At 71.0% G+C, this 13,386-nt stretch carries 11 protein-coding genes; 5 read left to right on the top strand and 6 right to left on the bottom strand.

Annotation, left to right across the window (positions count from 1 at the left end):
- Positions 1–64: 64 nt before the first annotated feature.
- From BJ964_RS09125 to BJ964_RS09135, 3 genes are all read right to left on the bottom strand, one after another.
- Positions 65–811, bottom strand: coding sequence for a biliverdin-producing heme oxygenase (locus BJ964_RS09125; protein WP_188120273.1), 747 nt, complete (start codon positions 809–811; stop codon positions 65–67).
- Between the two features lie 88 nt (positions 812–899).
- Complete coding sequence (locus BJ964_RS09130; RefSeq protein WP_188120274.1) at positions 900–1,955, bottom strand: WxL protein peptidoglycan domain-containing protein; 1,056 nt, start codon at positions 1,953–1,955, stop codon at positions 900–902.
- Between the two features lie 90 nt (positions 1,956–2,045).
- Entirely contained in the window at positions 2,046–3,194 is a 1,149-nt protein-coding gene (locus tag BJ964_RS09135; RefSeq protein ID WP_188120275.1) for an HtaA domain-containing protein, read from the bottom strand.
- A gap of 106 nt (positions 3,195–3,300) precedes the next feature.
- Between BJ964_RS09135 and BJ964_RS09140 the strand changes: the two genes are divergently transcribed.
- The 4 genes from BJ964_RS09140 (at position 3,301) to BJ964_RS09155 (ending at position 6,968) form a co-directional block, all read left to right on the top strand.
- A complete protein-coding gene (locus tag BJ964_RS09140; RefSeq protein ID WP_229806967.1) occupies positions 3,301–4,062 on the top strand; it encodes a hypothetical protein in 762 nt (253 codons plus the stop codon).
- Positions 4,063–4,147: 85 nt separating this feature from the next.
- A complete protein-coding gene (locus BJ964_RS09145) occupies positions 4,148–5,158 on the top strand; it encodes a heme/hemin ABC transporter substrate-binding protein (protein WP_188120277.1) in 1,011 nt (336 codons plus the stop codon).
- Between the two features lie 50 nt (positions 5,159–5,208).
- Positions 5,209–6,216, top strand: a complete 1,008-nt coding sequence (locus BJ964_RS09150) for a FecCD family ABC transporter permease (protein WP_229806966.1) — start codon at positions 5,209–5,211, stop codon at positions 6,214–6,216.
- Complete coding sequence (locus BJ964_RS09155) at positions 6,213–6,968, top strand: heme ABC transporter ATP-binding protein (protein ID WP_188120278.1); 756 nt, start codon at positions 6,213–6,215, stop codon at positions 6,966–6,968. The genes BJ964_RS09150 and BJ964_RS09155 overlap by 4 nt, the downstream gene beginning before the upstream one ends.
- Here the strand turns inward: BJ964_RS09155 and BJ964_RS49065 are convergent.
- Both BJ964_RS49065 and BJ964_RS09165 read right to left on the bottom strand, forming a co-directional pair.
- Positions 6,889–9,174 carry a DEAD/DEAH box helicase family protein gene (locus BJ964_RS49065; RefSeq protein WP_188120279.1) on the bottom strand — a complete coding sequence of 762 codons (2,286 nt, stop codon included), beginning with the start codon at positions 9,172–9,174 and terminating at the stop codon, positions 6,889–6,891. The two genes, BJ964_RS09155 and BJ964_RS49065, sit on opposite strands and share 80 nt — an antisense overlap.
- Positions 9,175–9,177: 3 nt before the next feature.
- Complete coding sequence (locus BJ964_RS09165; protein WP_229806965.1) at positions 9,178–11,043, bottom strand: site-specific DNA-methyltransferase; 1,866 nt, start codon at positions 11,041–11,043, stop codon at positions 9,178–9,180.
- A gap of 166 nt (positions 11,044–11,209) precedes the next feature.
- Between BJ964_RS09165 and BJ964_RS09170 the strand changes: the two genes are divergently transcribed.
- Entirely contained in the window at positions 11,210–12,769 is a 1,560-nt protein-coding gene (locus tag BJ964_RS09170) for a hypothetical protein (protein ID WP_188120280.1), read from the top strand.
- Positions 12,770–12,788: 19 nt separating this feature from the next.
- Here BJ964_RS09170 and BJ964_RS09175 read toward each other — a convergent pair whose 3' ends face one another.
- Entirely contained in the window at positions 12,789–13,337 is a 549-nt protein-coding gene (locus BJ964_RS09175; protein WP_188120281.1) for a hypothetical protein, read from the bottom strand.
- Positions 13,338–13,386 lie beyond the last annotated feature (49 nt).

Here is a 13,386-nt window from a genome sequence, read left to right on the forward strand (position 1 = left end):
CGGCTCGGGGCGGCGGGGCGGGGCGGGTGCTTGGCGCCCGCGCGGGCGCCAAGCGTGGGTGGGGTCAGGCGGCGGGGGCCAGGTCTTCCGGATTCTCCGGGTAGTGGGCGCCGAGTTCGACGAAGATGTCGGCGTTGCAGCGGAAGGCGAGCTGGGCCTCGGCCACCATGGCCTCGGCCTGGTCCTCGGTCAGGTCGAGGGCGTCGAGTCGCGCCCGGTAGGCGATCTTGTAGGCGCGCGGGTCGGGGATCTGTTCGAAGCGGTAGAACGAGGTGCCCGCCTCGCCCAGGCCGTAGAGGTTGGCCAGGGTGCGGCCGATCATCTGGCCGCCGCTGAGGTCGCCCAGGTAGCGGACGTAGTGGTGGGCGATGAAGTGGGTGGGTGAGGTGGCCGCCCGCGCACGGAGGCGCTCGGCGTAGCGGCGGGTGGAGTCGAGAACGGTGATGGCCGACTCCCAGTCCGGGCCGTAGAGGTGGGCCAGGTCGGCCTCCAGGGACGGCACCCGGGTCAGCGCCGGATCGGCGAAGCCCGCGACCAGCTCGGCGACCGAACCCGCGGCCGCACGGTCGGAAGCCGGGCCGGATGGCGAAGCGGCGGTCGCGCGGTCGGCGGGGGACGACGGCGCGGCGGTGCGCATGTGGGAGGCGGCGGACTCCAGCTCGCGGTAGATGGTCAGGTACTGCGCGGTCAGGGCGGCGTAACCGGCCATCGGCACCGAACCGGCCATCAGGCGGGAGATGAAGCTGCGGGTCTCGGCCTCACGGTGTTCAACCATGGTGGCGCGGCGGATGCGGGTGGAGAAGTCGGTCATCTCGGCTCGTCCTTCCTGATCATCGAGTTGGTGGCGCGGCCGAGGGGCACGGGGATGCGACACGACGTCGATGTCATCTCGATCATCCTCATTGAGCGGCCGCCGGGTCCAGACCCGTTGGGCGGTTCTTCAGCCGCCTGCGGGACAGCCCGCGGCGGACAAGTCGGAAGGCGAGGTACAAGATACCCACCGCCAGCAGGGCAATCAGGGCCCATGGCCAAGCCCAGACGGACGTGCCCCGGGTGACTTCGGGGAGCTTTCGGTCGAAGCTCGCGGGTTCCAGGGCCACCTCGGCGGTGAGCCGGACCGTGGGCTGGACGCCCAGGATCCGCTCGGTGACGGCTACCGAGCCACCGGGCAGCAGCTCGGGGATCTCCATCGCCTCGGTGCCGGCCAGCCGCCAGCCGAACGGGCCGTTCACCCGCACCGAGCCGGTGCCGCCGAGACGGACGTTGCCGGTGTTGCGGACCAGGTAGCGGACGGTCATCACACCGCCGTCGGCCGGGTTCGTGGAGGCCGTGTACTCGAGCCGTACCGTATCGATCTTCAAGGTCGGCGCGGTGGCGCCCGCGACCGTGAGATAGACGCGGGCCGCGACCCGGCGGTCCACCAGGACCTTTCGGCCCTGGGCGTTGGTGGTCTCCTCGGCGATCGAGGCGATCACCCCGCCGGCGTGGTCGCCGGGGGTGGCGTCGGCCGGGACGGCGATCGCGAACGGCACGTCCAGCCGGGTGTTCGCCGGCACCGTGTACTCGGTAGCGCCCAGGGCGATCCACGAGCCCACGTCGGTGGCCTTCTGTGCGGCCGGGAGCAGCGCGAACGACCCGTCCTCGGTGTTGTAGGCGTCGGTGCCGTAGACCGTGAAGGTCATCGGCCGGGCGGTCAGGTTGGTGATGCCGACGTAGTCGGTGAGGCGCTCGCCGGGCGCCGCGCGCCGGATGATGAAGTCGCGGCCGTCCGGGCCTTTCGCGCTCGACGGCTGCACGGACCACCGCACATCCGAGCCACTCGGCGCGGCCTGGGCCAGGGCCGGCGCGGCGAGAGCCGGGATCGGCGCGGCGAGAGCCGGGATCGGCGCGGCCAGAGCCGGGATCGGCGGCGCTGTCAGAAGAAGAACCGCGGCCAGGACGCCTCGGAGGACCATGCTGCTCCTTACGATGGGGCGGGCCGGCCGGGGATTGTTGCGGAATCCCCGGCCGGTTCCCTCACCCACGAATGCCGGGCGACGCCCGGATCAGGCGAGCGTCAGGGTGAGCACCGCGCTGTACTCACCCGCTGCGCTGGACTCGGGGATACCGAGGTTGAGGGCGGCGCCGCAGGTGGCGCTGCCGAGGCTGCTTCCGGTCTCGGCGGTGCACAGGGTGCGGCTGGCGCCGAGGCCGGCGCCGGGGGCCACCGGGGCGCCGGCGGTCACCGCGTTCTTGGCGCCGTTCGCCGCGACCAGACCGCTGGTGGCGACCTGGGCGCTCGGGGTCCAGCCGAGGTTGGCCGCCGGGATGACGGCCCCGCCGGCCGCGGTGAACTCGGTGACCTGACCGACCAGGTCCCATCCGGCGCTGGTGCCGCGCAGGTCGCTGACGGTGACCGCGTTGAGGTTGCCGGTCGCGGTCTGGCCCGGCGTCGCCGCCGAGAGCGCCACGGCCGAACCCGCCGAGGTCAGGGTCAGGGCGCCGCCGGAGACGGCCGCCGTGACGGTCTGCGCCGCGGAGCCGCCGCCACTGCCCGGGTCGGTGGGATCGGTCGGGTCGGTCGGATCCGTCGGGTCCTCGTCAGAGGCCGACGCCGACCCGGTCACCGGGTCGAGCGCGGTGCCGGCCGGGTAGAACCCGGCGAACGCCGACGCGCCGGACGCGGTCAGCGTGGCGGCGAGCGCGTTGAACGAGACGTCGCCGTCGGTGACCGTGGGGGCCGTGGTCACCAGGGTGGCGATCTCGGCCTGGTCCAGGTGCTGGTCGGTGGCGCCGTTGTCGGCGACCAGGTCGACGTCGGCCTTGAGCGAGCCGGTGCCGTCCCCGTCCACGACCAGGGTCGGGTTGGAGACGGTGATCTCGAACAGATGCGCGGGGTACGAGAAGACGACCGTTCCGCCGTAGCTGACAGTTGCGGTGCCAGCTGCGGCGTCGTAGGTGCCCCCGGTGGCCGGGAAGTCGAACGTGCCGTCCGTGTTCCGGGTCGCCCCGTTGCTCGTGGCGATCGGCGGGGTGCCGTTGCCGGTCGAGACGTACGCCCGGAACGAGGCCTTGAAGCCCCAGTCCAGGCTGCCGCCGGCAACGTCGACCGGGGCGGCGAAGGCCGGCGTGACAGCGGTCAGCGCCGACGCGGCACCCAGGGCGATCGCGCCGGCGAGGAGTGCGGCCCGATGCGGGCCGTTACGTGTGCCCATGTTTTGCCTCCGATGAGCTTCGATTCAGGTTCGGTTAGGGTAGCCTCACCTAACTCACATGATCAATCAAGGGCATGCGAGATCCGAATCCGGGATGGAGGACGCGGTGCGCATCGGGTCGCGGGCGGCGGTCGCCGCCATGGCACTGCTCGTGGTCGCCACGACCAGCTCACCCGCGCTGGCGGCGCGACGGCTCTCGGTCTCCAAGACCAGGGGCCTGGACCGGGCCGGCGAGACGGTCACCGTCACCGGTCGCGGGTACGACGTCACGAAGGGCATCTACGTCGCGTTCTGCCTGGACAACGGCCCCGGGGTGCTGCCGTCGCCGTGCGGGGGCGGGGCCGACACGTCGGGCGGTTCGGGCGCCTCGGTGTGGGTCTCGTCGAATCCACCCTCCTATGCGGAGGGACTGACCATCCCGTACGGCAAGGGCGGCTCGTTCACGGTGTCGCTACGGGTCACCCGGATGATCGGCGACATCGACTGCGCGGTTCGGGGCTGCGCCGTCGTGACCCGAAACGATCACACCCGGACCGCCGACCGGTCGCAGGACGTGCGCATCCCGATCCGGTTCGCGGCGGCGGCCGGTGGAACCACGACGACTCCAGCGCCCACCGGGACCGTGCGGACCACCGCGAAACCGGGCACCAGGCAGTCCGCCCCGGTCGGGCCGCCGACCGGCCGGCTCGCGACCGCCGCACCACCGGCGGCCACGACGGCCGTCGCGTTGCAGGCCGGCGAACCCGCGCTGAACCGTACGAGCAACGCCACACCGCTCGGTCACTGGTGGGCGATCGGTAGCGCGTTCCTGGCCGGCGCCCTGGCGGCCGGCGTGATCGGCCGCATCCGCCGACGCGGGCGGCAGTGACCGTGCCGCCGCGCAGCGCCGACCGGCCGTGCCACAGCGCCGCCTCGATCCAGGTGGGCCCGCGAGAGGAAGGGCAGAACCAGCCATGATCCGTCGTATCGCCGTCGTCGTGGTGAGCGCGACCGTCCTGCTGACCGGTGGCTGCACCACGGTCAGCGAGGTGGGCCCGGAAACCGCGAGCACCTGTGGCATCGCCACCGCGCGACTGGCCGACGAGGACGTCAGCCCGCTCGACCCGCGCCCCACCCCGCAACTGCCGGTCACGGTGAAATCGGCGGACGGGCGCGACGTCACCATCCGGTCGGCCGACCGGATCCTGGCCGTCAACCTGTACGGCTCACTCGCCGAGATCGTCTTCAGCCTGGGCCTCGGTGACCGGGTGATCGGCCGGGACACCTCGACGGCCTTCCCGTCGGCGGCAAAACTTCCGCTGGTCACACCGCAGGGGCACGACCTGTCGGCGGAGGCGGTCCTGGCGCTGGACCCGACCGTGCTGATCGCCGACGACAGCATCGGCCCGGCCACCGTGCTGAAGCAGATCCGGGACGCCGGCATCCCGGTGGTCATCGTCGACGACGAGCAGACCCTGGAGCGGATCCCGGACCACATCCGGGCGGTGGCCGGGGCGCTGGGCGTCGCCGAGGCCGGGGAACGCCTGGTCACCCGGGTACAAGGGGAGATCGACACGGCCCGGGCGTCGGCGCCGAGGAACGGAACGCCGCCGCGGATCGCGTTCCTCTACGTCCGGGGCACGGCCGGGGTCTTCATGATCGGCGGGGACGGGGCCGGTTCGGACGCGATGATCGAGGCGATCGGCGCGGTGGACGCGGGCACCGCCGCGGGGCTGGCGAAGTTCCGGCCGCTGACCAGCGAAGGGCTGATCAACGCGGCGCCGGACGTGATCCTCGTGATGACCGAGGGCCTCAAGTCGGTCGGCGGGGTGGACGGGCTGCTCGAACTGCCGGGGGTGGCGCAGACCCCGGCCGGGATCAACCGCCGGATCATCGACATGGAGGACGGCATCCTGCTGAACTTCGGTGCGCGTACCGGCAAGGCGGTCGAGGCGCTGGCCAAGGCGGTCTACGGCCCGTGCTGAGGAAGGTCGAAAGGCGCGCGCTCAGCCCGTACAAGAGCATGGTTCTGATCGTGGGGTTGGGTTTGGGGCTGGTGACGGTCGGCCTGATCGCGGCGGGGCGCGGGCAGGTGCCGATCTCGCCGGCCGAGGTGGCCGGATCCGTGCTGCACCGGCTCGGTGTGGATCTCGGTCCACTGCCGTCGGCCGTGCAGGGTGAGAACGCGTTGTGGCTGGTCCGCTTTCCGCGGGTGGTGCTCGCCGTGGTGGTCGGCGCGGCTCTCGGGTGCGCCGGCGCGCTCATGCAGGGCGTCTTCGGCAACCCGCTCGCCGAGCCGGGGGTGATCGGCGTCTCGTCCGGCGCGGCCGTCGGCGCGGCCGCGGCCATCGTCAGCGGGATCACGGTGGCCGGTGTCTGGACCACCGCGGCCGCGGCCTTCGCCGGCGGCGTTCTGACCACCTTCATCGTGTACGCGATGTCGCGCGCGAGTGGCCGGACCGAGGTGGTGACGCTGGTTCTGACCGGTGTGGCGGTCAACGCGACGGCCGGCGCCCTGCTCGGTCTGCTGATGTTCGTGACCGACGACGACGGCGTACGGGCGATCGCGTTCTGGCAGCTGGGAAGCCTGGCGCAGGCCACCTGGGGTGCGGTCGCGGTGGCCGCGCCGTGTGCCGCGGCCGGTCTCGCGGTGGCCTGGAGTCAGGCCCGCAAGCTGGACCTGCTGGCCCTCGGCGAACGCCCGGCCCGGCATCTGGGCGTCGGCACCGAACGGTTGCGGATCACCGCGATCGTGGCGACGGCGCTGCTCACCGCGTCGGCGGTGGCGTTCACCGGGATCATCGCGTTCGTCGGGCTGGTGGTGCCGCACCTGATCCGGATGATCGCCGGGCCGGGGCACCGGGTGCTGATCCCGGCGAGCGCGCTGGCCGGCGCGATCGTGGTGGTGACCGGTGATCTGGTCGCCCGGACCGCGATCGACTACCAGGAGTTGCCGCTGGGGGTGCTGACCGCGGTGGTCGGCGGGCCGGCGTTCTTCTGGCTGCTGCGCCGGACCCGGGCCCGGGCCGGAGGCTGGGGATGAGAGCCGTCGCGGTGGAGGTCCGCCTGGGCGACCGGGCCGTCGTGAACGGTGTCGATCTCCACGTCTCGCCCGGGGAGGTCGTCGCGCTGGTCGGGCCGAACGGCGCCGGGAAGTCCACCCTGCTCGCCGCGCTGGCCGGCGACCTTCCGGCGGCCGGGCGTATCGAGATCGCCGGCCGGGAGGTACGCGCCTGGAAACCGGTCGAGCTGGCCCGGCGGCGGGCCGTGCTGCCGCAGAAGGCGACGCTGTCGTTCCCGTTCACGGTCGGTGAGGTGGTGGCGATGGGACGGGCGCCGTGGGCCGGCCGCCCGGAGAGCGCCGACGACCGGGACGCGGTGGACGAGGCGATGCGGCTGACCGGGACGACCGGGTTCGCCGGGCGGCCGTTCCCGGAGCTGTCCGGCGGGGAGCAGGCGCGGGTGGCGCTGGCCCGGGTGCTGGCCCAGCGGGCGCCGGTGCTGCTGTTGGACGAGCCGACCGCGGCGCTCGACATGCGGCATCAGGAGCTGGTGCTGCGTACCGTCCGGGACCGGGCCGCCGGTGGGGCGGCGGTCGTCGTGGTTCTGCACGATCTGGGGCTGGCGGCGGCGTACGCGGATCGGGCCTATGTCCTGGCCGCGGGACGGGTCCGCGGTGCGGGGCCGCCCCGGGAGGTGTTCACCGAGGAGCTGCTCAGCGACGTGTACCAGCACGGGGTCGAGGTGTTCGGTCATCCGCGGACCGGGACGCCGCTCGTGGTGCCGCGACGCTGAACGGGACGCCCAGGGCGGCGAAGAACCGCTTGGCGCACTCGATCCGCGCCGGGTCGGTGTTCCGGTCGTCCGCGATCACCGTGCAGCCGTCGTCGAGGGCCACCAGCCAGCCGGGGTGGTAGTCGCCCAGTGGGGTGGGGATGGCGTAGTCGCCGGGCAGCCGGGCGTAGACGACCACGTCCTCGCGGGTCTCCAGCTCGTGGACCAGGGTGAGGTCGGTGGTGGCGTGGTCGTAGATGTTCTTGAAAAGTCGTGGGCCGGCGTGGGTGAGATCGATCCTGGGCCGGACGTCGGTGAAGATCTCCCGGTGGGCGGGGAGGATGTCGTAGCTGAGCCCTCGCACGGCCAATTCGGCCTTTTCTCTATTTATCAGGGTTTCAGCTTCCTCTGCGAATCGGGCGGGATCGTTGCGGTACAGGCCAAAGGTCTGCGGGTCGACTCCAGCGAGGATGGCTCCGATCGTTCGCCGCGTCAGCGCGGTTCGCCCCGCAAGATCACCTAGCAGGTCCCGTGGCTCTCCCGGAATCGGATATATCCGTATTTGCTGACCGTCTTGCACCTCGATCCGCAGTGGAGAGACACGCAGCGAAGCGTCGAGAGCGGCGACACAACAAGCGATCAGCTCGGCGGAGTCGAAATCGACCCGGTAGACGGCCCGACGACTGATCCGCTCCACCGCCGTCTGGAACTCCGGCCGGCGGAAGTTGGCGTTGCGCGCGAGCCGGGTGAGACGACGGCCGTCGGTCACCGCCCCGAGACCGGACTCCTTCTGCAGTCCGGCCACGAAGGACGCGTAGGACTCGTCGGTCACCACGGTCAGCTCGTTGATCTCGTGCACGACGGCCGGATCGTCCATCCGCTCGCCGTTGCGGTCCACCGCGAGCCGCAGCCCCCGGCCCACCTCCTGCCGCCGGGACACGGTGTTGTCGCTGCTCTTGAGCATGCCCATGACGAAAACGTTGGGGTTGTCCCACCCCTCGCGCAGAGCGGAGTGGGAGAAGATGAACCGGACCGGCTCCTCCGGCGACAGCAGCCGCTCTCGATCCCGCAGAATCAGACTGTATGCATCTATATCGGTAGATGATGGGTCGACCCATCGCCGGGTCCGCCGGTCGATCGCGAAGTAGCCCTGATGGGTCCGCTCCACCGGGATCGACGCCAGGTGGCGCCGGTAGTCGCCGTCCGGCTCGGCCGCGACCAGACCCCGGTACTCCTCGACGAAGATCCGGGCGTACTCCCCCAGCTCGTCGTCGGCCGAGTAGTCCCGGTACCGGCTGACCCGGTCGATGAAGAGCAGGGACAGCACCTTGATCCCGCGCGCCCAGAGCTCCCGCTCCTTGTCCAGGTGGGCCCGGATCACCTCACGGATCTGCACCCGCCGGATCGCGGTGACCGGCGCCGACGACGGCGACTCCAGGCCGATCACGGTGATCCTTTTTACAAGCCTTTCCCGGTACGCCTCCCGCGCGTCCAGCCGGTGCACCAGATCGTGGGTGACCCGGTGGGTGGCCGAGTACCGCAGCACCATCAGCGGGTCGAACCGGCTCAGTGAGGCGAGCGACCGGGCCGAACCGATCCGCTGCGGCTCGTCGATGATCACGACCGGTCGCGCCGCGCTGATCACGTCGATCGGCCGCCGCGACCGGAAGGCGTCCAGCTCCTCGTAGATGCGCCGGTTGTCACGGGCCGCCGAGTTGAACGCCTGGACGTTGATGATCATCACCTGTACGCCGGAGCCGTCCCGGAACCGCTCCAGTTCGTGCAGCTCCGAGGAGTCGTACACGAAATGGCGGGGCCGCGTTCCGTACGCCTGCCGGAAGTGCTCGCCGGTGACCTCGAACGACCGGCGCACCCCCTCGCGGATCGCCACCCCGGGCACCACCACGATGAACTTCGCCCAGCCGTACCGCCGGTTCAGTTCCATGATCGTTTTTATGTAGACGTACGTCTTGCCGGTGCCGGTCTCCATCTCGACATCCAGGTTCGGGGTGCCGTCCGGGGCCGCGTCACTGCGGGCCGCCACCGTGGAGAGGGGCAGCCCGGCCCGCTTCTGCACGGCCCGGATGTTCTCCAGCAGCCGCTCCGGGTCCAGTCGCAGCGGCGCGTTGCGGTTGCCCGGATCCCGTCGCGGCTGCCCGGCGAAGCAGTCCACCACGGCGGCCACCGCCTCGGTCTGGTACGCCTGCACCTTGAACTGGAGCCGCACCGCTCACAGGACCTTCACGTCGGTGGCCGGCGACACCTCGGCGAACACCTGGCCGGCGTTGATCCGGTCGGCGTCCCCGGCGAACGCCGAGTCCCGGAAGACCGCCCACCGCGGCCGCCGCCCGGCGACCGCCCGGACCACCGCCGGGCTGACCGTGGCGGCGAAACAGGCGACCAGCTCACCGGCGGTGAGGATCTCCCGCCCGTCGACCGTCGCCACCGTGATCGGCGTGGCCGGGTCCAGACCCCAGTCCAGTTGCACCTGGAGCAGCAGGTCCTCCCCGGTGCGCCCGGGCCGGATCCGGTCCGTGTGCGCGGCCAGGCCGGCCTGGTCGAGCGTGTCCGGCGGCACCCGCGCGTCGGTGAGACCCGAGGTGTCCCAGCGCAGCACCCGGAACCCTAGGTCCAGCGCCGTCCCGGGGTGCCGGGCGCGGATCTCGGCGGCCACGTTGCGGACCCGGGTCAGGCCGATCTCGAAGATGGACGCCAGCCCGGCCTCGGTGACCGGCAGCGGCTCCGGGATCTGCACGCTGATGAAGCGCCGGTTGCCGCCGTCCGCCAGGTTCTGTTCCAGGACGGCGTGCGCGGTGGTGCCGCTGCCACTGAAGAAGTCGAGCACGATGTCGCCGTCGCCCGGGTCGCCGGCCAACTGGAGGATGCGGCGGACCAGCTCGACCGGCTTGACCGAGTTGAGGACGTTCGCCGTGTTCTCGAACGGGACGTAACGCAGCAGTGCCCGTTTGGCGTCCTGGGTGTGCCCGACCTCGTCGTACGGCCACAGCGTCTGCGGGGTGCGCCCGGCCGCCACCTCGGAGAGGAACCGCTTGACCGCGGGCACGTTGTCGCCGTCCGCGCCCCACCAGATCCGCCCGTCCGCGTCCAGTTCGTCGAACCGCTGCCGGGAGATGCGCCAGTAGCTGCCCCGGGGCGGCCCGTCGATGACCCGACCGGACGGGGTGGTGATCGGGTAGACGCCGGCGTCGTACCGGTTGCGGGCCGACATGTTCTCGGCCTTCCACGGGCCGCGCGGGTCGTCGTCGGGGTTGCGGTAACGCGCCTCCATGGCCTCGGTCCGGGCCAGCGGCCGGGGCTGCCAGCGCTCCCGGTTCCGCGCGAAGACCAGGATGTAGTCGTGGTCCTCGGAGAACCAGCGGGCCGAGTTCTTCGGGGCGTACACCTTCTGCCAGATGATCTGCGCGACGAAGTTCTGTTCGCCGAAGATCTCCGTACCGATCTTCTTGAGGTTGTCGATCTCGTGGTCGTCGATCGAGATGAAGATGACCCCGTCGTCGGCCAGCAGGTTCCGGGCCAGGGCCAGCCGTGGGTACATCATGGTCAGCCAGTTCGAGTGGAACCGCCCGCCCCACTCGGGATTGGCGACCAGCGGCACGCCACCCGCGCCGACCTGACCGGATCCGGTCAGGTAGCCGGCCCGGGTCTGTGAGAAGTCGTCGTCGTAGATGAAGTCGTTGCCGGTGTTGTAGGGCGGATCGATGTAGATCAGCTTGATCCGCCCGAGGTACGGCTCCTGCAACAACCGCAGCACGTCGAGGTTGTCGCCCTCGATGAACAGATTGCCGGTGGTGTCGAAATCCACCGACTCGGAGCGGACGGGACGCAATGTCCCCGATGCCGGTTCACGCGCCTCGCGCTGCGCCCGCTGTTTGCCCGGCCAGTCCAGCCGGTAACGCTCCCGCTCGCCCTCGACCACGTGGTTCCCGAGTCGCCGCCGCAGCTGGTCGAAGTCGATGGCCCGGGCGGCCCGGCCGTCCGCGCCCATCACCTCGGTGACGACCATGGGAAACAGCTCGGCGAGCCGGTCGGCGTCGCGCGCCGCCGGGTCCACGCTGTCCCGCCTCAGGCTGTCCACAGGACCCGGAGCCTACTCGCCCAAGCGGTAAAAACCGGACCTTACACTGCCATTTTTGGGTACGTGGGGGACAAAGCCCATCAGGAGGGCGTTTCCCCGGGACATCGATACGGTTCCGTTCTATGCGATGATCTCTGAACTCTCCTTCCATTCACGGGGTTGATGGATGTTCACTCTCCTTTCTCGATCTCTGATCACGACGGCCGTCTCGGCGGCCGTTCTCGTCAGCACGACAGGTTCCGCGATCGCGGCCACGAACACGCTGACCGTCACCGCCGTCAACCGCTCCGGCGCCAAGGTGAGCATCGCGGCCAACGTGATCAACGTCAGCACTAACGTGTCGTACACGATCCGCACCGGCAAGGCGAGGAAGCTGCCGAAGGGCAGCTACGCCGTGCTGGCCGCGATCCCGACCGGCTACACCACCACCCTCGGGGGCAAGCCGGTGAAGGTGTCCGGCTCGACCAAGCTGACCCTCGACGCCCGCTACGGCAAGCCGGTCAACCTCGGGATCAGCCCCGCGGTCACGGGCCTGGAGAAGCGGACGCAGGCCCGGCTCTGCGTCGACTCCTTCATCAGCACGTCGGTCGAGGGGTACGGCTCCGACGACAGCCCGGTGTACGTCATCCCCACCGCCTCGAAGAAGATCCAGTTCGCCGCCATGGGGACCTGGACCAACGCGCTGGGCAGCGGGGACAGTTACGCGGTCGTGCACCGCAGCAACGGTGTCCCGAGCACCCCGTCCCGCGCCTTCAAGCGGGCATCGCTCGGCACGGTCACGGTCGACTCCCGGCGCGGCACCGGCATCGCCAACTACAACGGCTTCGCCGTGCAGCCGCAGGACGGTTGCGCCACCGACCTGTACTCGAACCTGTTCACCACCGAGGACCCGACCTACTCGAAGGTCCACCTGACCCCGGGCAACTGGCATCTGCGCAGCGACAGCCAGGCGACCACCAGCACCGGCGAGGGCTGGAACGTCGACAGCCTGTTCGCGTCGCGCAAGGTGGCCGCCGGCAAGCCGGCGTTCGTCCGCTTCAACGGGGCGGCCACGGGTCCGGGCTACGAGCTGCCGACGGTGATCCGGGGCCGGATGAACTACTCGCTCGACGACATGTTCACGGATCCGGGCTTCCGCTGGTCCGGCGACCCGGCCAAGGTCGTCGCCACCCTCAAGACCGGCGGCAAGACGGTGAAGACCCGGAAGGTGGGCACCTACGGCGTCTACGGGCCGCAGCTCGAGTACTGGGTCAAGAAGGCGGGCTGGTACACCCTCAGCGTCAACGCCACCCGGTACTACCCGGGCATCACCCTGCCGAGCGGGATGCTCTCCACCGCCTCGGGCGTCGTCTTCCGGTTCCCGGCGAAGCCGGACACCAGCGTGCTGCCCCCGCTCTTCACCGTGCAGCACGTCCCGGCCGGCCTGAACAACTGGAACCGCGCCAAGGCCGGCAGCACCACGAACGTCGCGATCAGGCTCAACCGGGCCGGCCACGACACCGACGCCAAGCGGGGCGCGAACCCGAAGCTCAAGTCGCTGAGCACGAAGATCTCCACCGACGGCGGGCGGACCTGGCGTTCCGTTCCGGTTCGGAAGATCAACGGCGTCTGGCACGCGATCGTCCCGAACCCGGCGTCCGGCGCGGTCTCGCTGCGCACCCGGGCCACCTACACCAACGGTGGTTACACCGAGGCGACCGTCTTCCGGGCGTACGCGATCGGTTGATGGTTTCGGCGGCCCGGTCTCACCGGCCGGGCCGCCGCACCACGATCCGGATCAGCGCTCCGATGGCATAGCCGAGGAGCAGCACCCCGATGCCGGAGGCGGTCACCCGCGCCGGCGTCACATCCGACGCCAGCCCGGCGATCAGGCCGGCCAGCGCGGCCAGGCAGACCGCGACACCGAGCACCCGCAGCGCGGGATCCCGCAGCACCGGCGCGAGCGGCAGGAAGTGCAGCCCGACGACCGCACCGATCAGGACCGGGATGTACTCGGACTGATGGATGACGGCGAGCAGCACGGCGCCGAAACCGGCCGCCGCCAGCTCGCCCGCGAAGATCACCAGATACCGGCGGTCGGTGGTCGCATTCCGTTCCACCGGGCCCTGCCGGTGGGCCCGCAGCACCACCAGCGCGCCGATGCCCGCCACCAGGATCGAGGTCAGGCTGCCCACCACGAGGTAGGTGCCCAGGGGCGGCCGGCTGTCCGGCACGCTGAACCAGATCATCCCGAAAACGCCCAGGTAGAGCGCGGTCAGTCCGGCCTGTCGCCGCTCGGCCAGCGATGCCGTCACAGTGGTTTCCCTCCACGAACGGGACAGCCACCGGTCGGCGGCCCATGGC

The sequence above is a fragment of the Actinoplanes lobatus genome (assembly GCF_014205215.1).
In the GTDB taxonomy this organism is placed as follows: Bacteria; Actinomycetota; Actinomycetes; order Mycobacteriales; family Micromonosporaceae; genus Actinoplanes; species Actinoplanes lobatus.